Below are 24,262 nucleotides of genomic sequence, written 5' to 3'. Positions count from 1 at the left end.
GCATGGCACAGCATCAAAAACTAGAACTGACGTGGATTGGTAAAGAGCTGCGACCGCGGCTGGAGCCGCGAGTTCTATTTGAGAACACCGAGCGCAGTTACCATGCTAAGCACCGCCTTGGTGACACCGATCATTTTGACAACCGCCTTATTAAGGGTGATAACCTTCTTGCACTTAAGGCGCTTGAGAGCGAGTTTGCTGGAAAGGTTAAGTGCGTATTCATCGATCCTCCGTATAACACCGGCAGTGCGTTTGAACACTACGATGATGGGGTTGAGCACTCCATTTGGCTAGGGCTAATGAGAGACCGGCTTGAGTTGATTCGAGGCCTATTGGCGCCAAATGGCTCCCTTTGGATAACTATCGACGACACCGAAAGCCATTACCTGAAGGTTTTGTGTGACGAGGTTTTCGGACGGAAAAACTTCGTCGCAAATGTGGTGTGGGAGAAGGTATATACACCGAAGAGCAATGGACGGGGCCTGAGCGCAGATCATGATCATTTGCTGGTTTATGCACGGTCTGAGAAGTGGTTTGATTCTGGGTGGAATATGCTCCCCCGAAGTGACGAGCAGCAGGGGCGTTTCAAGAACTTAGATAATGATCCTGATGGACCCTGGCGCACCTACCCCCTTGACGTTAGAACTGAGGACGGCGCCAAACGCGAGAAATATCGGTATGAAGTGATCCTGCCGTCCGGTCGAACGGTGAAGCCCGCCGCTGGTCGCCATTGGGCCTTACCCCTTGATGAGTTCAATCGCCAGCGTGCCTCCGGGGAAATTTATTTCGGCAAAGACGGCAATGCCATGCCAACTCGGAAGGTTTATCTCAAGAACGCGAAACAAGGCGTGATTGCACGTACTTGGTGGCCGTATAAAGAAGTCACGGGCAATCAAGATGCCAAGCGTGAAATTCTTGCCTTGTTCGGCGACTCTGGCTTTATCACACCCAAGCCCGAAGCGTTACTCCAGCGTGTACTCACTATCGCGACCAATCCAGGCGATCTGGTACTTGATTCATTTGGAGGCTCCGGCACTACCGGCGCCGTCGCCCACAAAATGGGCCGCCGTTGGATCATGGTGGAAATTGGCGACCACGCTGATACCCATATCGTTCCTCGTTTGAAAAAGGTCATTGACGGCGAGGACCGGGGCGGCGTCACGGAATCCACCGGATGGAAAGGCGGCGGCGGTTTTCGCTACTACACCCTGGCGCCCACGCTGCTGAAAACCGACCGCTGGGGCAATCTGGTGATCAACCCGGCCTACGATCCGGCCATGCTGGCCGCGGCCATGTGCAAGCTGGAGGGCTTTACCTATGCGCCTTCGGATGCGCTGTGGTGGCAGCACGGCCATAGCAGCGAGCGCGACTTAATCTATGTGACCACGCAGACCCTGAGCGCCGAACAACTGGCCGCACTGAGCGAGGAGTTGGGCGAGGACCGGTCGCTGCTGGTGTGCTGCGGCGCCTACCGTGGTGTGACGGCCGCCCAGGCAGCCGAACGCTGGCCGAACTTGACGATCAAGAAGATCCCCAAGATGGTCAAGGATCGCTGCGAGTGGGGCCACGACGACTACAGCCTGAACGTGAAGAACCTGCCCATGGCCCAGGCGCCAGCGGTACAACCCTCGCAGGACGATCTGTTTGGCGAGGAGCCGGTGGCGTGACGCACGGCGACGACGGCGAGCTGCTGCTCTACCAGGCCGAGGACGGGCGCGCGCGCATTCAGGTGCGTTTGGCCGGCAACAGCCTGTGGTTGACGCAGCAGCAGCTGGCCGAGCTGTACCAGAGCACGCCGCAGAACATCACCCAGCACATCCGCGCGATCTACGCGGATGGCGAACTGCTGGAAAGCGCAACCTGTAAGCCGTACTTACAGGTTCGCGCCGAAGGCAGCCGCACGGTGCGGCGCGAACTGAAGCACTACAACCTGGACGTGGTTCTGGCCGTGGGGTATCGGGTGCGATCGCACCGGGGCGTGCAGTTCCGCCAATGGGCCAGCGATACGCTGAAGACCTATTTGGTGAAGGGCTTCGCGCTGGACGACGAGCGCTTCAAGCGTGGTGCTGACGCCGACTACTTCGACGAGCTGCTGGCGCGCATTCGCGACATCCGCTCGTCGGAGAAGATGTTCTGGCGCAAGGTGCTGGACATCTACGCGACCAGCATCGACTACGACCCTAGCGCCGAGGCTTCGCAGCGCTTTTTTGCCACCGTGCAGAACAAGATGCATTGGGCTGCGCACGGCCACACTGCCGCCGAGCTGGTGGCCCTGCGCGCCGACGCCGGCCAGCCGCACATGGGGCTGACCAGCTGGGCAGCCGCGAGCCAGGGTGGGGCGCCGCGCAAGAGCGATGCCGTGGTGGCCAAGAACTACCTGACGCAGGACGAACTGGAGGTGTTGAACCGCGTGGTCAATGCCTACCTGGAGTTCGCTGAGTTGCAAGCCTTGAACCGACATGCGGTGACGATGGCGCAGTGGATCGCCAAGCTGGACGACTTCCTGCGCCTGTCCGGCCGCGAGGTGCTGACGAATGCGGGGCACATCAGCGCCGAGGCCGCGCAGGCCAAGGCGCACGGCGAGTTCGAGCGCTACCAAAGCCAACAGAAGGCACTGCCCAGCAAGGCCGAACAGGACTTTGAGGCCGCACTGCTGCAGCCGGTGAAGGCGCTGGAGCGGGTTGCCAAGGCCAAGCAGGCTGTTGGATCGACAAGCAAGAAGAAGGGTAGTTCATGAGTCAGCGTGAGGTCAATGCCATCGTCGGCCGCCTGAGCCTGCGGCCACCGCAGGCCAACAGCCTGGAGAAGTTGGCGCGGGCCATCGAGGCCAGCCCTGATCTGCTGAAGCACGGGCGCGACGCCAGCGAGATGGCCGCCGCGCTGGCGGCGATGAAGGGAATGTTCCCGACGCTGCAGGACTTCGAACGCGACTTCCCCTCGCTATGTTTTGCGCTGGCCACCGGCGTGGGCAAGACACGGCTGATGGGCGCCTTCATCGCCTATCTGCACCAGACCTACGGCGTGCGCAACTTCTTCGTTCTGGCGCCGAACCTGACGATCTACGACAAGCTGATTGGCGACTTCACGCCGAACACGCCGAAGTACGTGTTCAAGGGTGTGGCCGAGTTCGTGACCGCGCCGCCGGTCGTCATCACCGGAGACAACTACGAGGAGCAGGCGCCGCAGCTGCAGGACTTGTGGTCGGGCGTTCGCATCAACATCTTCAACATCGCCAAGATCAGTTCGGAAGTGCGCGGCGGCAAGGCGCCGCGCATCAAGCGACTCAGCGAGTACATCGGCCAGAGCTACTTCGACTACTTGGCTGCGTTGCCGGATCTTGTGCTGCTGATGGATGAGTCGCACCGATACCGCGCCACGGCCGGCCTACGCGCCATCAACGAACTCCAGCCTGTGCTGGGCCTGGAGCTGACGGCCACGCCTTTTGTGGAGACCACCAAGGGTCCGGTGCCCTTCAAGAACGTGGTGGTGGACTACCCGCTGGCACGTGCAATGGAAGACGGCTTCGTGAAAGAGCCGGCGGTGGTGACGCAGCGCAACTTCGACGCCAGGGCCATGCCGCCCGAAGAAGTGGAGCGCGTGAAGCTGCAGGACGGTGTGCGCGTGCATGAGACCACCAAGGTGGAGCTGAAGACCTACTCGCGCTCCCAGGAAGTGAAGGAGGTGAAGCCCTTCATGCTCGTGATTGCTCGCGACACCACGCATGCCAGCAGCCTCCTCGCCTATCTGCAGGGTGACGGCTTCTTCTCTGGTCGCTACCGCGGCAAGGTCATCCAGGTGGATAGCAGCAAGAGCGGCGCCGAGGAAGAGGAGATGGTGCGAAAGCTGCTGGCGGTGGAGAGCGTGGACGAGCCAACCGAGATCGTCATCCACGTGAACATGCTGAAGGAAGGCTGGGACGTCACAAATTTGTACACGATCGTGCCGCTGCGCGCTGCCAACGCACGCACGCTGGTCGAACAATCCATCGGCCGCGGCCTGCGCCTGCCCTATGGCAAGCGAACCGGCGTCGAGGCTGTGGACCGGTTGAACATCATTGCGCACGACCGCTTCCAAGAAATCATTGACGACGCCAATCGCAGTGACTCACCGATTCGGCTGAAGACCTTGATCCTGGATGCACCGGACAGCTCGGGCACTGGCATGCAAAGCGTGACCGTGACGCCAAGCCTGCTGGGCGACTTGGGGGTGAATAGTCCTGACGCCAGCAACCCGCTGATGCGCAGCATGGCGCCTGCGGCGCCTCTGTTTACCAGCGAGCGCGAACAAGCGGCCGTGATGGCGGTGATGGAAGCGGTCGCGCAATACGAGACGCGCAGAGACGAGGCGCCGACCCGGCAAGCGCTCCTGCGCCCAGACATTCAGGCGGCGATCGCCCAGGCGGTGCAGGAGAGACTTCCCCCCGAGCAGCTGGACTTGGTGGGCGACGACACGGCCGCATCGACGACGCTGGATGTCGCCGATGTCGTGCAGCGAACGCTGGAAGCAGTGCTGCGAAAGACCATCGACATCCCTCGCATCGTGGTGGTTCCGCAAGGAGAGGTCAGCAGCGGCTTCCGGCCCTTCAAGGTAGATGTCAGCGGTTTGCACCTGCAACCTAAGGACCGCTCGCTGGTGTTGCAGAACCTGCGCACGAATCAGCAGTCCACGCTTTCAGCCCAGCAGGGGCCGCGCGAACGGCGGCTGGAGGACTACATCGTCCACAAGCTGATTGACTTCGACGACATCGACTACAACACCCACGCCGAGCTGCTTTACGACCTAGCTGGCCAGGTGGTGGAGCACTTGCGGAGCTATCTGCGCGACGAAGACGAAGTGCGCAATGTGCTAGACCTGGACCGGCAGCTGATTGCCGACAACCTACATGCGCAAATGGCGGTGCATCACTACGATGCAGCGCAGAGCTACGTCGCGGATGTTCGACGCGGGTTTACGGCGCTTAAGGCGCCAACTTTCACCGTGGGTTCTGGTGAGGTGGTTCGGAACTACCGCGACACGGTGGACGACAGCTCGCGCATCAAGCAGATGGTGTTCGGCCACTTCAGCAAATGCTTGTACCCGTTGCAGAAGTTCGACTCGGGCACGGAGCTGCGGTTTGCCAAGATCTTGGAGCGCGACGCCGAGAAGTGGTTCAAGCCGGTGAAGGGACAGTTCCAGATTTACTACCGCGACGGCGCTAAGCACCCCGAGTACATCCCCGACTTCGTCGTAGAGACCGAAGCGGCCGTGCTAATGGTTGAGACCAAGGCACGCAACGAACTAGAAGCTACGGACGTGAAGGCAAAGGCGGAGGCCGGGGCAACCTGGTGTCGGCATGCATCGGATCACGCTAAGACCGCCGGAGGAAAACCGTGGAAGTACCTGCTGGTGCCACACGATGTGGTTACCGAGGACAAGCGACTGGTGGATTTCCAGACGTTAACGTGACTGCTTAGTAGGCTCGCCCAGGCAAGCGCTACACAACCCGCAAGCAAAACGGCCTGGCAACGAAAGTTGTCAGGCCGCTTCTTTTTTCAGGTGGAACGCCTCTACGCGTCGATATTCGCCGCCCTCAGCGCATTCGCCTCGATGAAGTTCCGACGCGGCTCCACCTCGTCGCCCATCAGCATGGTGAACACGCGGTCGGCTTCGATGGCGTCTTCGATCTGCACGCGCAGCAGGCGGCGCACGGTGGGGTCCATGGTGGTTTCCCACAGCTGGGCGGGGTTCATCTCGCCCAGGCCCTTGTAGCGCTGGCGGCCCACGCTGCCTTCGGCTTGCTGCATGAGCCAGGCCATGGCGGCGCGGAAGTCGTCGACCTTGGCTTCTTTGGCCTTTTCGCCTTCGCCCTTGCGCACGATGGCGCCGGCTTGGATGAGGCCTTGGAAGCTCAAGCCCGCGTCGGCCAGCACTTCGTAGTCGGCGCCGTGCACGAAGTCGGCATGGATGACGCTGGCGCGCACGTTGCCGTGGTGCATGCGGGCGATCTTGAGGAAGAACTTGTCAGTGCGGGGGTCGGTTTCGGCGGTGACTTCGGCGTCGTGCAGGCGGGCCTTGAGCGCGGCGGCGCTGGTGTCGGCGGCGTCGCGGCTGTCGAGGTTCAGCGCCAGGCCACCGGCCAGCACGTGCAGGGCTTCGATGTCCATCCAGTTGGACAGGCGGGCGATGACGGACTGGGCGGTGACGTACTTGCGGGCCAGCACGTCCAGGGCCTCGCCCTTGAGCGTGGTGCCGGTGCCGGGGGTGGCGGTGTCAAGGCTGGCGTCTTGCAGGGCGACCTTGAGCAGGAAGGCGTCGAGCTCGTGGCCGTCCTTGAGGTACTGCTCGTGCTTGCCTTGCTTGACCTTGTAGAGCGGCGGCTGGGCGATGTAGATGTGGCCGCGCTCGACGAGCTCGGGCATCTGGCGGTAGAAGAAGGTGAGCAGCAGGGTGCGGATGTGGGCGCCGTCAACGTCGGCGTCGGTCATCACGATGATGCGGTGGTAGCGCAGCTTGTCGGGGTTGAAGTCGTCGTTGCCCCCGGTGCGGCCGATGCCGGTGCCCAGCGCGGTGATGAGGGTGATGATTTCGTTGGAGCTGAGCAGCTTTTCGTAGCGGGCCTTCTCGACGTTCAAGATCTTGCCGCGCAGGGGCAAGATGGCTTGGAACTTGCGGTCGCGGCCTTGCTTGGCGGAGCCACCGGCGGAGTCGCCCTCCACGATGTAGATCTCGCAGTTTTCGGGGTTCTTTTCTTGGCAGTCGGCCAGCTTGCCGGGCAGGCCGAAGCCGTCGAGCACGCCCTTGCGGCGGGTCATTTCGCGGGCCTTGCGGGCAGCGTCGCGGGCGCGGGCGGCTTCGACGATCTTGTTGCAGACGGCCTTGGCGTCGGCGGGGTTTTCGAGCAGCCAGTCGTTGAGCAGGCGGCCGACGATGTCTTCCACGGGGGCGCGCACTTCGCTGCTCACCAGCTTGTCTTTGGTTTGCGAGCTGAACTTGGGCTCGGGCACCTTGACGGACACGACGCAGGCCAGGCCTTCGCGCATGTCGTCGCCGCTGATCTCGACCTTGGCCTTCTTGGCCAGCTCGTTGTCTTCGATGTACTTGTTGATGACGCGGGTCATCGCGGCGCGCAGGCCGGTCAGGTGGGTGCCGCCGTCGCGCTGGGGGATGTTGTTGGTGAAGCAGAGGACGGACTCGTTGTAGCCGTCGTTCCACTGCATGGCCACCTCGACGCCGATGGTGGTGTTTTGCTCGCTTTGCTTCTCGCCGATGGCGTGGAAGATGTTTGGGTGCAGGGTCTTCTTGCCCTGGTTGATGAACTCGACGAAGCCCTTCACGCCGCCGGCGTAGGCGAAGAGGTCTTCCTTCTGGTGGCGCTCGTCGACGAGGCGGATCTTGACGCCGTTGTTCAGGAACGAAAGCTCGCGCAGGCGCTTGGCCAGGATGTCGTAGTGGAACTCGTTGTTCTGCTGAAAGATCTCGGTGTCGGGCAGGAAGTGGACTTCGGTGCCGCGCTTGTCGGTCTCGCCGATGACGCGCATGGGGCTGGTCTCGAAACCGTCGACGACTTCGATCAGGCGGTCTTGCGGCACGCCCTGCTTGAACTCGATTTGGTGGACCTTGCCGTCGCGGCGCACCGTCAGGCGCAGCCACTTGCTCAGGCCGTTCACGCAGCTGACGCCCACGCCGTGCAGGCCGCCCGAGACCTTGTAGCTGTTCTGGTTGAACTTGCCGCCGGCGTGCAGCTCGGTCAGCGCGATTTCAGCGGCCGAGCGCTTGGGCTCGTGCTTGTCGTCCATCTTGACGCCGGTGGGGATGCCGCGGCCGTTGTCGATGACGCTGATGGAGTTGTCGGAGTGGATGGTGACGGTGATGTCGTCGCAGTGGCCGGCCAGGGCCTCGTCGATGGAGTTGTCGACCACTTCGAACACGAGGTGGTGCAGGCCGGTGCCGTCGGAGGTGTCGCCGATGTACATGCCGGGGCGCTTGCGCACCGCCTCCAGGCCTTCCAGGATCTGGATGGAGTCCGCGCCGTAGCCAGGTTGGGGGGCAGCGGGTTGGTTCTCGGGGGTGGCTTGATCGCTCATGGGGACAACTTTCGGGAAACTCGGGGTCTTGCAGGGCAAGGAGGCCTTGGGCCTCAAACATCAAAGCGGGCCAAGGCCCGCTTTGCACCGCACACCACCGTTCGGCCTGAGGTATCGAAGGCCAGCGTGCGAGGGCTTCGATACCTCAGCCCGAACGGGGCGGCGTCAGATCCGCATTGGCATGACCACGTACCTGAAGTCGGATCGTTCGGGGATGCTGAACAAGGCGCTGCTGGCGCTGTCGTTCAGGTCGATGGCGACCATCTCTTGCGGCATGTTGGCCAGCACCTCGGTGAGGTAGGTGACGTTGAAGCCGGTTTCGATCTTGTCGCCGTCGTAGTCGATTTCGATTTCTTCCTTGGCCTCTTCCTGCTCGGCGTTGCTGGCGGCGATGGTGAGCAGGTGCTCATGGAAGGTGAGGCGAACGGCCTTGAACTTTTCGCTCGTCAGGATGGCGGCGCGCTGCAGCGAGGCCAGCAGCGGGGCGCGGCCCAGGATGAGCTGGTGCTTGTGGCCCTTGGGGATGACGCGGTTGTAGTCGGGGAACTTGCCCTCGACGAGCTTGGTCACGAACTCCAGGCCGCTGAAGCTGAAGCGGGCTTGGTTGCTGGAGAAGCGCATCTCGATGGCGGCGCCTTCGTCTTTGGCGCTGTCCTTGAGCAGGCGCTGCAGCTCCAGCACGGTCTTGCGCGGCAGGATGACCTCTTGCTTGGGCATGTCCACGTCCAGCGTGGCCTGGGCCAGGGCCAGGCGGTGGCCGTCGGTGGCCACCAGGGTGAGGGTCTTGCCCTCGGCCACGAAGAGGATGCCGTTCAGGTAGAAGCGGATGTCGTGCACCGCCATGGCGAAGTGCACTTGGTTGATCAGGCCCTTGAGGGTGGCCTGGGGCACGCTGAAGGCGGGGCCGAAGTCGACGGCCTCTTGCACCAGCGGGAAGTCGTCGGCCGGCAGGGTTTGCAGGGTGAAGCGGCTTTTGCCGGCCTGCAGCGTGACCTTGCCCTGCGCGCTGGAGAGGCTGCAAATCTGGTCCGACGGCAGGCTCTTGAGGATGTCGATGAGCTTGCGGGCGCCGACGGTGGTGGCGAAGGGCTCGCTGCTGCCGTCGAACTTGGCGCGGGTGCGCACCTGGATTTCCAGGTCGGAGGTGATGAGTTCGACCTCGTCGCCTTGGCGACGCAGCAACACGTTGGCCAGGATGGGCAGCGTGTGGCGGCGCTCGACGATGCCGGCCACCGATTGCAGGGCGCCGAGCAACTGGTCTTGGGGTCCTTTGAGGACGATCATCTTCTGCGTCTCCGAGAGGGATCTTCTAGGCCAACGGGCATTCTCGCCGCAGGCTCAGGGTCAGCCTTTAAGCGTTTGCTCCAGCACGTGCAGCTGCTGGTTCAGCTCGGTGTTCTTTTGCCGCTCGCCGCCGATCTTGCGCACGGCGTGCAGCACGGTGGTGTGGTCGCGGCCGCCGAAGAGCTCGCCGATCTCGGGCAGGCTCTTTTGCGTCAGCTCTTTGGCCAGGTACATGGCAATCTGGCGCGGCCGGGCGATGCTGGCCGGGCGCTTCTTGCTGTACATGTCGGCGACCTTGATCTTGTAGAAGTCGGCCACCGTCTTCTGGATGTTCTCGACGCCGATCTGCCGGTTCTGGATGGACAGCAGGTCCTTCAGGGCCTCGCGGGCCAGGGCGATGGTGACTTCCTTGTGCGAGAACTTGGCGAAGGCCAGCACCTTGCGCAGCGCGCCTTCGAGCTCGCGCACGTTGGCGCGCACATTCTTGGCGACGAAGAAGGCCACGTCCTCGGGCAGGGGCATGCCTTCTTGCTCCGCCTTGCGGATCAGGATGGCCACGCGCATTTCCAGCTCGGGCGGCTCGATGGCCACGGTCAGGCCCGAGTCGAAGCGGCTGGTCAGGCGCTCGTCGATGTCCACCAGCCCCTTGGGGTAGGTGTCCGAGGTCATGATGATGTGTGCCTTCTTGGCCAGCAGGGCCTCGAAGGCATTGAAGAACTCTTCTTGGGTGCGGTCCTTGCCAGCGAAGAACTGCACGTCGTCGATCAGCAGCAGGTCCAGCGAGTGGTACTTGGCCTTGAGTTCGTCGAAGGTTTTGCGCTGGTAGTTCTTGACGACGTCGCTGATGAACTGCTCGGCGTGCAGGTAGAGCACGCGGGCGTCGGGGCGGTCGGCCAGCAGGGCGTTGCCCACGGCGTGCACCAAGTGGGTCTTGCCCAGGCCCACGCCGCCATAAATGAACAGCGGGTTGTAGGTGCCGCCCGGTGCGCCGGCCACGTGCAAGGCGGCGGTGCGGGCCATTTGGTTGGCGCGGCCGGCCACCAGGGTGTCGAAGGTGAGGGCCGGGTTCAGGCGGTTGCTGGGCGCGGCCACGGCGCCGCCGGCCCAGGCGTTGGTGGGCGCGGGCGCCCTTGCGGCGGCGGGGCTGGGGGCGGTGGCGGCTGGGGCCCCGCTGGCGCTGGCCGTGGGTGGCAGGGCCCGCGTGGGTGGCGCGGCGCTGGCTTGCACCGACAACGCCAAGCGCACCGGCGTACCAACGACTTCGCTCAGCAGCGCTTCCAGGCGGCCGGCGTATTGGGTGCGGATCCAGTCCAGCTTGAAGCGGTTGGGCACGCTCAGGCGGGCGGTCCAGCCCTCGGGCTCGAGGGCCAAGCTGGGCTCGGCCAGGGGCTTGATCCAGGTGGCGAACTGCTGCTCGGGCAGGTCGGCCGCCAAGCGCGCGCAGGCCTGGGCCCAGACTTCGCCCGGCGATGACAGGGCGCCGGAGATCAGGGTGGCCGTGGGTTCAGGGGTCAGGGCAGCGCCCGGCAGGGCGTCAGCAGACATGGTGGGCGGACATGTGGACAAGTCTCTTTTCAAGGCTGGCGATTGTACGGACGAAGGCCCCGCTGACCAGCATTTATCCACAGGGCTTTTCCGGAGGGTGAGCGGCGCCCCCTCCCCCAGCGGCGATGAGCCGACCTTGACGGCGGGGGACAAGGTTTGGTGTAATCGCGGGCTTTTCGTCGCTTGACGGCGGCTTGGCTGTGCCCGGTGCCACGCGCTTGGGGTTGCAGGTCGAGCCGGCTTTGGGCGGCGTGTGTCCAACAACCCCGTCGTGCGTGCCGCCGTCTCGGTGTGGGCTCCAGCGTTGCTTCAACGCCAGGGCCGGCTCCCAGTCGTTCGGTGTGCAGACCACGATGAATCAGGTGATCCCATGAAACGCACTTACCAAGGCTCCAAGGTCCGCCGCGCTCGCACGCACGGCTTCCTGGTCCGCATGAAGACCCGTGGCGGCCGCGCCGTGCTGAACGCCCGCCGCGCCAAGGGCCGCAAGCGCCTGGCCGTCTGAGCTTGCTTGAGGCGGCGCCATGACGTCGCCTGAGCGCCGGGGCGCAGTCCCCAGCCCGGGCCGCATCCAGCGTGCGGCCGACTTCGAGCGCCTGTTGGGGCAACCCAGCCGCGCTCGTTCTTCTTGGTTTGCCGTGCACCACCTGAGCAGTCTGCCCAGCCGGCCCGTGCCACCTCGGCACAGCTTGCCCACAGGGTTATCCACAGACTCTTCCCCGGTGGCGGCTCCCCTTGTGGACGACCCCTCCCAGCCGACCCCCGCGCCGTCCCGCGTGGCGGGCCATTGGCTGGGCTTGGTCGTGCCCAAACGCTTGGCCAAGCGCGCGGTGACGCGCAACCTCGTCAAACGCCTGGTGCGTGCCACGCTGCTCGAACAGTTGCGCGCCGGCGCCCCCCTGCCCCCTGGCCTGTGGGCGGTGCGCTTGCGCTCGCCCATCGACCGCCAGCAGTTCCCCAGCGCCAGCAGCGAGGCGTTGCGCGCCCGGCTGCACGAGGAGTTGGCCACGCTATGGCGGCGTGCCGCGAACCCGCGGCCCCCGCTGCCGCCCGGCGAGCGCCGTCCCAAGGCCGGAGCTGCGGCATGATGCGCCGCCTGCTGATGGCGCTGGTGCGCTTCTACCAACTGTTTTTCAGTGCCTGGTTGAATGCCGGCTGCCGGTACAGCCCCAGCTGCTCGGCCTACGCCATGCAGGCGCTCGAGCGCCACGGCGCGGCGGCGGGCAGTTATCTGGCGGCGCGACGCTTGCTGCGCTGCCACCCCTTTTGCCTGGGCGGTCACGATCCCGTGCCCGATCAGGCGCCCCGGTTGTTTCGCCATTTCGTCTCCGACTCCTCCCAACGTACGCACCCATGACCGATATCCGTCGCACCGTGCTCTGGGTGGTCTTCACGATGTCGCTGGTCTTCCTGTGGGATGGCTGGCAGCGTCACCAAGGCCGCCCGTCGATGTTCAGCCCCACGCCGGCGGCCACGGCCCCGGCGGCTGCTCCAGCCACCGGGTCGGCCAGCGCCGCGCTGCCGCAGCCGGTGGCCACCGCCGGCGCTGCCGCGGCCACGCCGGCGGCGGTGGGCGAGGCGCCTGCCGCCCCAGGAGCGCCCCAGGGGGAGCTGATCGAGATTCAGACCGACCTGATGAAGGCCACCTTCAACAGCCTGGGCGGGAGCTTGGTGGATGTGGCGCTGCTGAACATCAAGGACGACACCCCGGCGGGTGCGCCGATGCGCGTGTTGGACCGCGCGCGCGCCTATGCGGCCCAGACGGGCGTGGTGGGCGTGGCCGGCGCGCCCAACCACTTGACGCCGATGACCCTGGTGGGCCCCGAGCGCCAAATGGCCGACGGGGCGCAGCAACTGAACCTGCGCTTCGAGTCGGCCGAGTTGGCGGGCCTGAAGCTGGTCAAGACCTACACCTTCGAGCGCGGCAGCTACGCCGTGAAGGTGCGCCATGAAATCGTGAACGCAGGCGCGGCGCCGGTGACCCCGCAGGTTTACCTGCAGCTGCAGCGCGATGGCAGCTCGATGTCGCAGGGCTCGCAGTACCTGGGCACGCACACCTTCACGGGTCCGGCCGTTTACCACGACAAGATCAAGTACACCAAGGTCGAGTTCAAGGACCTGGACAAGAAGGCCTTTGACGGCGACCGCAAGGCGCAAGACGGCTGGGTGGCGATGGTGCAGCACTACTTCGTGAGCGCTTGGCTGCACAACGAGGTGGCCGAGCGCGAGTACTACGCGCGTCGCAACGCCGATGGGTTCTATGTGGTGGGCATGGTGCGTCCGCTGCAGGCCGTGGCGCCGGGCGCCAGCGTGCACACCGATGACGTGCTGTACGTGGGCCCTCAAGAGGAGAAGAAGCTCTCGGCCCTGGCCACCAACTTGGAGTTGGTGAAGGACTACGGCTGGTTCCGCATCCTGGCCAAGCCGCTGTTCTGGTTGATGGACCAGATCCACCGGCTCGTGGGCAACTGGGGTTGGTCCATCGTGCTGCTGGTGGTGCTGCTCAAGATCGCTTTCTATGGCCTGAACGCGAGCGCCTACCGCTCGATGGCCAAGATGAAGAAGATCAATCCGCGCATCATGGAAATGCGCGAGCGCCTGAAGGACAAGCCGCAGCAGATGCAGCAGGAAATGATGCGCATCTACAAGGAAGAGAAGGTCAACCCGCTGGGGTCCTGCCTGCCGATCCTGCTGCAGGTGCCCTTCTTCATCGCGCTGTACTGGGTGTTGCTGTCCAGCGTGGAAATGCGCCACGCGCCCTGGACGCTGTGGATCACCGACCTCAGCGCCAAAGACCCGTTCTACGTGCTGCCCGTGCTGCTGACCCTGAGCAGCTTGCTGCAGGTGTGGCTGCAACCGGCGCCGCCCGACCCCATGCAAGCCAAGCTGATGTGGATCATGCCCCTCATCTTCAGCGGCCTGTTCTTCTTCTTCCCTGCGGGCCTGGTGCTGTACTGGCTGACGAACAACCTGCTGTCGATCGCCCAGCAATGGATGATCAACAAGCAGCTCGGGGTGCAGCACTAAGTCACACCCGGCTGGCTTCAGCGCGAGCCGGGGCCTTTTCTGTGGGGCGGCCTTGGTTTTCAATCGAGGCCATGCGGGGCGTGCCACCGAAGGGCCTTCGAAACGAGGTCTGACGCGGTCGCCAGGTGCGCGAAGGCGATCGCGAGATCGGGCTTCCGGCCTTCCCCGCGCCAGACAGGGCGCCGCCCGCTCGGGCGTGCTGCCGTCTGCAGCCACGGGGTGTCCTCCCCGGCTCAACGCCACGCCGCGTCGCTGCGCGGCGTTTTCATTTGGACAATCGCCCCATGCTGGCTCGCCATCACGACCCCATCGTCGCCATCGCCACCGCGCCGGGTCGTGGCGCCGTGGGCATCGTCAGGGTCTCCGCCCGGCAGCCGTTGGACGGACTGATCGAGGCCTTGTGCGGCCAAGCCCTGCGGCCGCGGCACGCGCATTACGGACCGCTGCGGGCGGTCGATGGCAACGCCATCGACCACGGCTTGGCGCTGCACTTTCCGGCGCCGCACAGCTACACCGGCGAGCACGTGCTGGAGCTGCAAGCCCATGGCGGCCCGGTCATCCTGCAGCTGCTGCTGGCCCGGTGCCTGGAAGCGATGCCAGGGCTGCGCCTGGCCGAGCCCGGCGAGTTCACGCAACGGGCCTTCCTGAATGGCAAGCTCGATCTGGCGCAGGCCGAGGCCGTGGCCGACCTCATCGACGCCAGCACCGAGGCGGCCGCGCGCAGCGCGGCTCGGGCGCTGGATGGTGCGCTGTCTCACGAAGTCAACGGCCTGCGCGACGCGCTGGTGCAGTTGCGCATGTTCGTGGAGGCCACGCTCGACTTTCCCGAAGAGGAGGACGTCGAGTTCGTGCAGCAAGCCGATGTGCTCGGGCAGCTCAGGGGGTTGGCGGGGCGGCTGGCGCGCATCAGCCAGCGCACCCGTCAGGGCGCGTTGCTGCGCGAGGGCCTGAAGGTGGTGCTTGCCGGGCAGCCCAACGTGGGCAAGAGCGCCCTGCTGAACGCCCTGGCGGGGGCCGAGCTCGCCATCGTGACGCCGATTGCCGGCACCACGCGCGATGCGCTGCAGCAAAGCATCCAGATCGACGGCGTGCCCCTGCACATCACCGACACCGCCGGCTTGCGCGACACGGACGACGTGGTGGAAAAGATCGGCGTGCAGCGCAGCTGGGCGGCCATTGCTGATGCCGACGTGGTGCTGTTCCTGCACGATCTCACGCGCTGGGGCGACGCCGACTACCAGCGTGAGGACGCACGCATCCGGGCGCAGTTGCAGGCGGTGGATGCCAACCTGGAGCCTCATCTGCTGCACGCCTTCAACAAGCTCGACGCAGCCCCCGAGGTGCCGGTGCCAGAGGGCGGCCTCGCCTTCAGCGCACAAACGGGTGCGGGCCTGGATGCGCTGCGGCAGGAGTTGCTGCGCCGGGTCGGTTGGCAGGCCGTGCCCGAGGGGCTTTTCATCGCCCGCGAGCGGCACGTGCGGGCCTTGGTGGCCACGGCGGATCATTTGGAGCACGCCCGGGCGCACGTGGGGCTGGCTCAGCCCCCGCTGGACTTGGTGGCCGAGGAACTGCGACTGGCGCACGAGGCGCTGTCCGCGATCACTGGCCAGTTCACGGCAGACGATTTGCTGGGCGAAATCTTCAGCCGCTTTTGCATCGGAAAGTAAAACGCCCGCCGGGCCTAGGCCGGGCGGGCGTGGTGCGTTCAGCGCGCCGTGTGGCGCGCTTCAAGCTCAGGCGCGGCGGCGGCGCGAGGCCAGCAGGCCCAGGCCGGCCAGGGCCATCAGGCCGAAGGTGCCGGGCTCAGGAACGGCGTTGGCGATGAAGCCCAGGTGGGCGTAGACCGGCACGAAGCCGTTCATTTCGCCGAAGGAGCTTTGCAGGCCGCTGCGAATGTCGCCCCAGCTGGTGCCGAAGCTCAGGCCGAAGGAGGTCACCGAAGCGATCATGCCGTTGACGAACTGCGGGCCGCCCGAGTCGCCGCCGGCGCTGCTGACTTCGTTCGTCACGCCCTGGTTGCAGTAAGGCGTGAGGTTGACGCCCGGATCCATCAGGGCGAAGGCCAAGCGGCAGGATTGGCTTTGTTGCGCGAGGCCGTTGTCGAAGTCGGCGATCCAGACTTCGCTGGTTTGGGCGGTGCCGAAGAAGCCGTCCCAGAACCCGTTGAAGTTGGCGTCACCCATCTTCCAGTCGTACATGTTGTTGCCTTGACGCAGGCGACCCACGCCAGAGTTCGTGCCCACGTTGCCGCCCGCCGTCGAGCGACCGCCGTAGCCGGCGATGTTGTAGGTCTGGCCTTGCAGGTCGGTCAGGCTGCTGAGTTGGTAGGCCTTGGCCCAGGTCGGGGCCGATTCGGCCATGCGCAGCACGGCGATGTCGTTCTGGTCGATGACCTCGGCGGTGTAGCCGGGGTTGATCGTCACGGTTTCGATGGCGCGGGCGGCCGAGCTGGAGTCGGCGTAGACCAGGGCTTGGGGATTGCCGCCGTTGTAGAAGTAGGCGGTGGTCTTGACCAAGGTGGTGCCGGCATCAGGCGTCACGCAGTGAGCGGCCGTCAGGATCGAGCGGGTGTCGAGCAGCAGGGAGCCGGTGCAGATCGAGGCGCCGCCGTCCGAGTACTCCATGATGAGCGTGGCCACGCCGCTGTACTTGCTGTCGGTGGCGAAGTAGCGGGAATCGCCGGCGGCGGCTCCGCTGCCACCGGTGGACGTGGCGCCCACGATGTTGTTGCGGGCGGTCCAGGTCAAGTCGCCATTGGTGCCGGAAATGGTGCCGGCGGTCGCGCTGGCGGCCAGGGCCAGGCTGGCGGCAGCGGCCAGGGCCTTGAGGGTGGTCTTACTGCTGATCATGAGAGGGTGGGTCCTGATAAAAAAGGTCGTGAATTCCACAGGTCCACCCCGGTTCGGGCAAACCCGCATCGCCCAGTCGTGCTGGACGGCCAAAAAACAACGCAAGAAGCGGGCCAACGCTCGAATGGGCAGGAGTTACAAAAGGACGCAATGACCCTGCTCACTGCACTGAAAAAGAATCCGACTCCAGGAAAGCCCTAGGTCGAGGGGTCGGGGCGGCGGCTCATCGCATCAGCCGCTCTTCGGCGCGGGCCAGGGCCTCGGGGGTGCCGCTCAGCACCAAGGTGTCGCCGCCCTGCACGCGCAGCGCCTCGCCAGGCGCCACGACGGCGCCCCCCGCCCGACGCAGCGACACCAACTGCACGCCTTGCTGGGGCAGCAGCAAGTCGACGCAACGCTGGCCGTCCAGCGCGCTCGCGCTGGGCAGGGTGATCGAGCGCAGCCGGGCCTGTTCCCGCTCGTCGATGCCGTCGTCGTCGGCGCCGTGGAAGTAGCCGCGCAACAGGCCGTAGCGGGCATCGCGGGCGTCGCGGGTGAGCCGGATCACCCGGCGCATGGGCACGCCGACCAAGGCCAGGGCGTGGCTGGCCAGCATCAGGCTGCCTTCGATGGCTTCGGGGACCACCTCGGTGGCGCCGGCGGCGCGCAGCGCATCGAGGTCGGCGTCGTCCACCGTGCGCACCACCACGGGCACGGTGGGCGCCTGGCTGCGGATCTGGCGCAGCACCTTCAGCGCGCTGGGGGTGTCGTGGTAGCTGATGACGACCGCACTGGCGCGGTGCAGCCCGGCGGCCATCAGGGCCTGCAAGCGGGCTGCATCCCCAAAAACGACGCTGCGGCCCGCGGCAGCGGCTTGCCGCACGCGGTCGGGGTCGAGGTCCAGCGCCATGTAGGGGATGCCTTCGCCCTCCAGCATGTGGGCCAGGTTCTGGCCGCTGCGGCCAAAGCCACAAATGATGACGTGCGCGTCGGTCTTGAAGGCCTTCTTGGCGATGGTGGTGAGCTGGACCGACTGCAGCAGCCAGTCGCTGCTCGACAGCTTCATCACGATGCGGTTGCTGGCCATGACGATCAGTGGGGTCGCCATCATCGACAGCACCATGGCGGCTAACACCGGACTCACCCACTGAGCCCCAACCAGCCCTTGCTGCGCGCCCAAGCCCAGCAGCACGAAGCCGAACTCGCCGGCCTGCGCCAAGTACAGGCCCGTGCGCAGGGCCGTTCCGGGTGCTGCCCCAAAGCCGCGCGCCAAGGCCGCCACGAGGGCGAACTTCGCGGCCGTGGGCCCCAGCGCCAGCAGGCCCACGAGCCACCATTGCTGGACGACGGGTTCCCAGTCCAACTTCATGCCGATGGTGATGAAGAACAGGCCGAGCAGCACGTCGTGGAAGGGGCGGATGTCGGTCTCCACCTGGTGCTTGAACTCTGTCTCAGCGATCAGCATGCCAGCCAAAAAGGCGCCCAGCGCCAAGCTCAGGCCCGCGTGCTCGGTCAGCCACGCCAGACCCAGGGTGACGAGCAGCAGGTTCAACACGAAAAGCTCTTCGCTCTTGCGTTTGGCCACCAGCGTCAGCCACCAGCGCATGGCCTTTTGGCCACCCCACAGCAGCACGGCCAGCACCAGCGCGGCCTTCAGGCCGGCCCAGGCCATGCCGCTGGCCATTTCGCTGCCGGTGGCGTGCAAGGCTGGAATCAGCACCAGCAGCGGCACCACGGCCAGGTCCTGAAACAGCAGCACGCCCATCACCCGCTTGCCGTGTTCGCTGTCCAGCTCCAAGCGCTCGGCCATGAGCTTGACCACGATCGCCGTCGAGCTCATGGCCATGGCCGCGCCCAGCACCAACGCGCCTTGCCAGCTCAGCTCCCACTGCACGCCCAGGAAGCGCGTGGCCCAGGCCAAGAAGACGTTGCCCATCATGGCGCCGACGATGGTCAGCAGCACTTGCATCAAGCCCAGGCCGAACACCAGGCGCTTCATGCTGCGCAACTTGGGCAGGTTGAACTCCAGCCCGATGACAAACATGAGGAACACCACGCCGAACTCGGCCAAGTAGCTCAGGCCCGCCGAGTCCTGGGCGAGCGCCAGGGCGTTGGGGCCGATGAGCACGCCCACCACGAGGTAGCCGAGCATGGGCGGCAGCTTCAGGCTGCGACAGGCCACCACGCCGAGCACCGCGGCGACGAGGTAGAGGAGCGCGAGGGACAGGCCAGTCATGGGTGCGCCGGATGGTACGGGGCCAGCGCAGCGCCCCAGGAGTCCGCGCGGGTGCCGGCAGCGCCGTTCGCCCCGTGGGCATGGCCGCCCATCGACGACCCAGGCTTCGCCAAGGACGATGCAAGCGCCGCATAAGGGGATGTTCAAGCGGCGTTGCAGCGCTGATCTGCACAAGGTTTCGACGGGTTACCGTTCGCCCCACTAATAAATCTTCGGAGGCGTCGTGCCTAATCTGTCTTTCGTTTCACCAACGCGCAATTCGCCCTGGGGCACCTACCTGTCCCAAATCGACGCTGTGGAGCCCTATTTGGGCCACCTGGGTCGTTGGGTGGAGACGCTGCGCCGACCCAAGCGCGCGCTGATCGTCGACATCCCCATCGAGCTGGACAACGGCACCATCGCCCACTTCGAGGGCTACCGCGTGCAACACAGCCTCACGCGCGGCCCGGGCAAGGGCGGCGTGCGGTACCACCCTGACGTCACGCTGGAAGAAGTGATGGCCCTGTCGGGCTGGATGACCATCAAGAACGCCGCCGTGAACCTGCCCTACGGCGGCGCCAAGGGCGGCATCCGCGTCGACCCCAAGCAGCTCAGCGAGAAAGAGCTGGAGAAGCTGACTCGCCGCTACACCAGCGAGATCGGCATCATCATCGGCCCGACCCAGGACATCCCGGCGCCCGACGTGAACACGAACGGCAAGATCATGGCCTGGATGATGGACACGTACTCGATGAACGTGGGTGCCACCGCCACGGGCGTCGTGACCGGCAAGCCCATCGAACTCGGCGGCTCGCTGGGCCGCGTGGCCGCCACCGGCCGCGGCGTGTTCGTGGTGGGCCGCGAGGCCATGCGCCGCCTGAACCAACCGCTGGAAGGCGCGCGCATTGCCGTGCAAGGCTTTGGCAACGTGGGCTCCATCGCCGCCAAGCTGTTTTGCGCCAATGGCGCCAAGCTGGTGGCCGTGCAAGACCACACCGGCACCATCCTGAACGACAACGGCATGGACATCGCCGATCTGCTGGACCACGTGGCCAAGACCGGCGGCGTGGGCGGCTTCAAGGGCGCCGACAAGATCGACAACGAGAACTTCTGGGACGTGAAGAGCGACGTGCTCATCCCCGCTGCCCTGGAAGGCCAGATCACCGCCGAGCGCGCCAAGCGCATCCACACCAAGTTGGTGCTGGAAGGCGCCAACGGCCCGACCACGCCCGACGGCGAGGACGTGCTGGCCGACCGCGGCATCGTGGTGGTGCCCGACGTGATCGCCAACGCCGGTGGCGTGACGGTCTCGTACTTCGAGTGGGTGCAGGACTTCAGCTCCTTCTTCTGGACGGAAGACGAGATCAACCTGCGCCTGGACAAGATCATGATCGGCGCCTTCAAGCACATCTGGGAAACGGCCGAGCAGCACAAAATCAAGCTGCGCACCGCGGCCTTCACGGTGGCGTGCACGCGTGTGCTTCAGGCGCGCGAAGAGCGCGGTCTGTACCCCTGATCGGGGCCTGGCTCGGATCGACCCAGCCCGCTTCGGCGGGCTTTTTTGTGCCCGGTTCAGGCTGCCTTCGTGCTCGTGCTCGTGCTCGTGCTCGTGCTCGGGTGAGCCGCAGCCAGGCCTTACATCGGCTCACACTCTCCGTGCAAACGGGGGGCTTGTGCTGAGGCAGCTTGCCGCTAAGGTGCCGGGCGCACTGCTGGACCTCGACCCAACGCCGGGTCGCCCTGGGGAGCCACCGTGTTTCGTCTCTGCATCTTCACTCACGTCACCATGCGTCATTTCTTCGCCGTTGTCTTGGCGTTCGTATTCATAGCAGCGGCCCAAGCCGCCGTTCTGGCCGACCATCCTTTGCTGCCGCGCTTGCCCGGCTACGACATCCATGAGAGCGGCAGCAGCGATGGCTTTGACACCGTCACCCTGCAAGATTTCAAAGTCAAGGGCAAGGTCGAGGCCAAGCTGCCCCTGGTGCTGCAAGGCAGGGTCACCGCCCGCGCTTACACCACGAGCGCGCCGACGCGCTCCAACCTGCAGATCTACCAGAACTACGAGACGGCTCTGCTCAAGGCGGGCGCCGTGCAGCTGAACAAGGGCTTCACGCGCAGTGCGGACGAGGTTCGCTTGGGCCATCACATCTTTCGCTTGCCGGCCAAGGCGGGGCAAGCGCCAAGCCATGTGCTGCTGTACATCAACAGCCCACAGCTCTACGTGCTGACGGTCGTTGAGCCGGCGGCCATGACGCAAGAGATCCAGGTCGGCGAACTGCAGGATCAGCTCAAGAGCACGGGCTGGGCCACGCTCTACATCGAGTTCGACACTGGCAAGGCGGAACTGCGTCCCGAATCGCAGGGCGCCATCAACGCCATCAGCGAGTTGCTCAAGCAAGACCCCAAGCTCAGGATCTCCGTCGACGGCCACACCGACAACGTGGGCGACTCCGCTGGCAACCGCAAGCTGTCGCTGGCCCGTGCGCAAGCGGTGATGGCGGCGGTGGTCGCCCAAGGCATTCCGGCTGCGCGTCTCAGCGCCAAGGGTTTTGGCCCCGATGTGCCGATTGCCGACAACCGCCGCGAAGACGGACGCGCGAAGAACCGCCGCGTCGAGTTGATGCGTCAGCCCTGACCTCCCTCCTTTCTATGCCTATGCCATCCATCCATCGCACCGCACCGCCGCGCCGTCAACGCGGCCAGGCCTTGATCTGGCTGCTCGGCACGATGGTTTTGTCAGGGTTGGTCTCGGCACAGCCCGCGCCAGCTTTGAAGCCCGTGCGCTACGTTTACGAAGTCAAGGGCGATCTGGCCGCCATGACGCCTTGGATCGAACTCATGCACGGCCTGTGTAAATTTCAGTTCAAAGTCCAAGGCAAAGAGGTGCCGCCGCTCGAGCTACCGTCGGCCAGCACCCTGGCCAATTTGGTGATTGAGCAGCAAGAGAGGCTGTTCGACAAGGGGGTGGAAGCCCACTTTGAAATGCGGGCCACCGTGCTGCCCGATTACCAGCAGAACTGCAAGCTGCGGGTCGCGCGAACCTTCCGCGCCGTCGCCGGGCAGGTCTGTGGCATGGCTTGGGAGGGGCGCGCCGAAGCGGCCACCCAGGCGGACGGCAGCGGGGGGCAAGCCCCTGAGCTCGAACCGCTCGAGGACGAAGCCGAGAGCTTTCGGGCGATGGGCAAGACCTGCGGGCTGATGTCACGCGAGAAGCGTGGGCCGGACGCTTTTGAGGGAGTGCGCCAGACGGCGACCGCGGTTGGACTCGGATGCGTCTGGTTGGATGAGGCGCTGCCCGGTGAGTCTGCTGTGCGCCCTGGCGCTACGCGTTTTTGCATGCTACCGGGCGACCCCTTGCAGGGGCGCCTGCGGCGCTTCTTCGGGGGCCAGGACCATTTCAAGCTCAAGGTCGACATGCCGATCGAGCCGGAGGGCCAGGCCCTGCGCACCACTGCGGGTGCACTCAACTTCTACCGTGGCGAGGCCGTGGCCTTCGAAGTCGGCAAGCCCATCCCAAGCTACCGATTCACGCGGCAAGCCGTCAAGGACTTCATCCATCAGCCGCTGTGGGTCGATTTCGGAGCGGCTCGTCCATGAATGACCCGAGATCCGGACCCAGCGCCACACGGCCACCCAACTCTTGGTGCCAGCCCGCGGCGCATCAGGGGCAGCCCCAGGTTTCGAAGGGGCTTGGGCGCCGGACAATTTGACCCCTTCTGACCGGCCGCGCCACCCGCGCGGCCGTGTTGCATCTGGAGTCTGAATCCGTGACCAAAGCCACCCCCCTGGCCGGCGCCGAGCCACAAGCGAGCGCTGCCGACACCCGCCAACCCGCCGGCATCAAGGTGCTGTTTTTCACCGAGATGTGGGAGCGCTTCAGCTATTACGGCATGCGCGCCCTGCTCGTGCTGTACCTCGTCAATGCCTTGGGTTACAGCCGTGACAACGCGCTGGCCTTGTATGGCATTTACACCGGTTTGGTGTACCTGACGCCCTTGTTCGGCGGCGCGATCGCCGACCGCATCCTGGGCAAGCGGCGCGCGGCGGTGGTGGGCGGCACGGTGATGATGCTGGGCCACTTCGCCATGGCCTTTGAGCCGCTGCTCCACGTGGCGCTGGGCTTGCTCGTCGTGGGCAACGGCTTCTTCAAGCCGAACACCACCTCGATGGTGGGCGAGCTGTACGAGCGCGACGACGACCCCCGCCGTGCTGGCGGCTATTCCATCTTCTACATGGGCATCAACTTGGGCGCGTTCTTCTCGCCTTTGGTGGCTGGCACGCTCGGCGAAAAGTACGGCTGGCACTACGGCTTTGCCGCCGCCGGGGTGGGCATGGCCATCGGTTTGGCGCAATTCCTGTGGCAGCAGAAAGACCTGGGGCGCTCGGGCCTGATGCCGCACCAAGGCCCGGTGGGCATGAAGGACCTGCCTCAGATCGCGCTGTGGAGCTTGGGCAGCCTCGTGTTCGTGGTGGGCGCCTTGCAGGCTTGGCGGGTGGTGGGCCCGGTGTTTGGCGGCTTGCCTGTGCTGGTGCAGGTGTTGATCGCCCTGGGCGTGATCGGTGGGGCGATCTTCGCCATCGTGCGTCCCGACCCTCAGAGCGCTGGCCATGCGCCCCTGAACTCGGCCGAATGGGCGCGGGTGCTGAGCATCGTCATCGTGATGGTGTTTGTCATCGCCTTCTGGACCGGCTTCGAGCAGGCCGGCGGCACCATGGCCTTGTTCGCTGACCAGAACACGCAGCGCATGGTCGGCAGTTTTGAAGTGCCGGCCTCGTGGTTCCAATCGATCAACCCCCTGGTGATCGTGGCCCTGGCGCCGGTGTTTGCCTTGCTGTGGACGCGCTTGGACCAAAGCCGCTACAAGATGGGCGACACCCTCAAGCAAGCCTTGGGCATGGTCGTCTTGGGCCTGGGCTTCATCGTCATGGCCATGGCACAAGGCATCGCCGACACCGGCGTCAAGGTGGGCATGCACTGGTTGGCCATCGTCTTCGTCATCCACACCCTGGGCGAGCTGATGCTGTCGCCGGTCGGCCTGTCCATGGTCAGCCGCGTGGCGCCGGCCAAGGTGCTGAGCCTGATGATGGGCGTGTGGTTCCTGTCCAGCGCCGCTGCCAACTACCTGGCCGGTGTGATGGAGCAAATGCTGCACGGCAGCGGCTACGCGCTGTACCCCTTCTTGGCCGCCTTCGCCATCGGCGCCGGAGTGCTGCTCGCGGTGCTGAGCCCGCTGCTCGAGCGCCTGATGAAGGCCAAGTGAGCCACGGCACCGTGCCAAACCAAAGGGCCTGCGTTGCAG

At 65.2% G+C, this 24,262-nt stretch carries 16 protein-coding genes and 1 pseudogene; 12 read left to right on the top strand and 5 right to left on the bottom strand.

The genetic code is table 11. The features are described from left to right. Positions 1–2: 2 nt before the first annotated feature. From O9335_RS06545 to O9335_RS06535, 3 genes are read left to right on the top strand one after another with little or no spacing between them, the layout of a single operon-like run. Positions 3–1,667 (top strand): DNA methyltransferase, encoded by a 1,665-nt coding sequence (locus O9335_RS06545; RefSeq protein WP_298385355.1) that lies wholly within the window; start codon positions 3–5, stop codon positions 1,665–1,667. Then, positions 1,664–2,737 (top strand): virulence RhuM family protein, encoded by a 1,074-nt coding sequence (locus O9335_RS06540; RefSeq protein WP_298385351.1) that lies wholly within the window; start codon positions 1,664–1,666, stop codon positions 2,735–2,737. Before O9335_RS06545 ends, O9335_RS06540 begins: the two co-directional genes overlap by 4 nt. Next, positions 2,734–5,445, top strand: coding sequence for a DEAD/DEAH box helicase family protein (locus tag O9335_RS06535; RefSeq protein WP_298385348.1), 2,712 nt, complete (start codon positions 2,734–2,736; stop codon positions 5,443–5,445). Before O9335_RS06540 ends, O9335_RS06535 begins: the two co-directional genes overlap by 4 nt. 101 nt (positions 5,446–5,546) lie before the next feature. On the opposite strand, the pseudogene gyrB reads toward O9335_RS06535, so the two are convergent. From gyrB to dnaA, 3 genes and pseudogenes are all read right to left on the bottom strand, one after another. Beyond that, positions 5,547–8,012 (bottom strand): annotated as a pseudogene (gene gyrB / locus O9335_RS06530) (DNA topoisomerase (ATP-hydrolyzing) subunit B); the annotation flags it as partial. A 216-nt stretch (positions 8,013–8,228) separates the two neighbouring features. Next, positions 8,229–9,347, bottom strand: coding sequence for a DNA polymerase III subunit beta (gene dnaN, locus O9335_RS06525; RefSeq protein ID WP_298385341.1), 1,119 nt, complete (start codon positions 9,345–9,347; stop codon positions 8,229–8,231). Between the two features lie 60 nt (positions 9,348–9,407). After that, positions 9,408–10,892 (bottom strand): chromosomal replication initiator protein DnaA, encoded by a 1,485-nt coding sequence (gene dnaA, locus O9335_RS06520; protein ID WP_298385338.1) that lies wholly within the window; start codon positions 10,890–10,892, stop codon positions 9,408–9,410. Positions 10,893–11,262: 370 nt separating this feature from the next. On the opposite strand from dnaA, the gene rpmH reads away from it, so the two are divergent. From rpmH to mnmE, 5 genes are all read left to right on the top strand, one after another. After that, complete coding sequence (rpmH, locus tag O9335_RS06515; protein WP_298385335.1) at positions 11,263–11,397, top strand: 50S ribosomal protein L34; 135 nt, start codon at positions 11,263–11,265, stop codon at positions 11,395–11,397. A 19-nt stretch (positions 11,398–11,416) separates the two neighbouring features. Next, on the top strand, positions 11,417–11,980 hold the full coding sequence (locus O9335_RS06510) for a ribonuclease P protein component (protein ID WP_298385333.1): 564 nt from the start codon (positions 11,417–11,419) through the stop codon (positions 11,978–11,980). Then, positions 11,977–12,249 carry a membrane protein insertion efficiency factor YidD gene (gene yidD / locus O9335_RS06505; protein WP_298385330.1) on the top strand — a complete coding sequence of 91 codons (273 nt, stop codon included), beginning with the start codon at positions 11,977–11,979 and terminating at the stop codon, positions 12,247–12,249. The genes O9335_RS06510 and yidD overlap by 4 nt, the downstream gene beginning before the upstream one ends. Further along, the gene (gene yidC, locus O9335_RS06500; protein ID WP_298385327.1) at positions 12,246–13,919 is read left to right on the top strand and encodes a membrane protein insertase YidC; all 1,674 of its coding nucleotides are present in this window, start codon (positions 12,246–12,248) and stop codon (positions 13,917–13,919) included. The genes yidD and yidC overlap by 4 nt, the downstream gene beginning before the upstream one ends. A 284-nt stretch (positions 13,920–14,203) precedes the next feature. Continuing rightward, positions 14,204–15,586, top strand: a complete 1,383-nt coding sequence (gene mnmE, locus O9335_RS06495; protein WP_298385324.1) for a tRNA uridine-5-carboxymethylaminomethyl(34) synthesis GTPase MnmE — start codon at positions 14,204–14,206, stop codon at positions 15,584–15,586. Between the two features lie 66 nt (positions 15,587–15,652). Here the strand turns inward: mnmE and O9335_RS06490 are convergent, their stop codons facing one another. Then, positions 15,653–16,768 carry a trypsin-like serine protease gene (locus O9335_RS06490; protein ID WP_298385321.1) on the bottom strand — a complete coding sequence of 372 codons (1,116 nt, stop codon included), beginning with the start codon at positions 16,766–16,768 and terminating at the stop codon, positions 15,653–15,655. Between the two features lie 223 nt (positions 16,769–16,991). After that, complete coding sequence (locus tag O9335_RS06485; RefSeq protein WP_298385318.1) at positions 16,992–18,983, bottom strand: cation:proton antiporter; 1,992 nt, start codon at positions 18,981–18,983, stop codon at positions 16,992–16,994. 223 nt (positions 18,984–19,206) lie between these two features. Between O9335_RS06485 and O9335_RS06480 the strand changes: the two genes are divergently transcribed. The 4 genes from O9335_RS06480 (at position 19,207) to O9335_RS06465 (ending at position 24,223) form a co-directional block, all read left to right on the top strand. After that, positions 19,207–20,478: a Glu/Leu/Phe/Val dehydrogenase gene (locus tag O9335_RS06480; RefSeq protein WP_298385316.1), complete on the top strand. Its 1,272-nt coding sequence runs from the start codon at positions 19,207–19,209 to the stop codon at positions 20,476–20,478. A gap of 270 nt (positions 20,479–20,748) precedes the next feature. Beyond that, entirely contained in the window at positions 20,749–21,597 is an 849-nt protein-coding gene (locus O9335_RS06475; protein WP_298385313.1) for an OmpA family protein, read from the top strand. 20 nt (positions 21,598–21,617) lie between these two features. Beyond that, a complete protein-coding gene (locus O9335_RS06470) occupies positions 21,618–22,559 on the top strand; it encodes a hypothetical protein (RefSeq protein ID WP_298385311.1) in 942 nt (313 codons plus the stop codon). Positions 22,560–22,729: 170 nt separating this feature from the next. Next, the gene (locus tag O9335_RS06465; RefSeq protein WP_298385308.1) at positions 22,730–24,223 is read left to right on the top strand and encodes a peptide MFS transporter; all 1,494 of its coding nucleotides are present in this window, start codon (positions 22,730–22,732) and stop codon (positions 24,221–24,223) included. Positions 24,224–24,262 lie beyond the last annotated feature (39 nt).

The organism is Inhella sp. (assembly GCF_027532025.1).
Lineage (GTDB): Bacteria > Pseudomonadota > Gammaproteobacteria > Burkholderiales > Burkholderiaceae_C > Inhella.
Note: the sequence above shows the minus strand (reverse complement) of the source record. Positions and strands in the feature narration are given on the sequence as shown.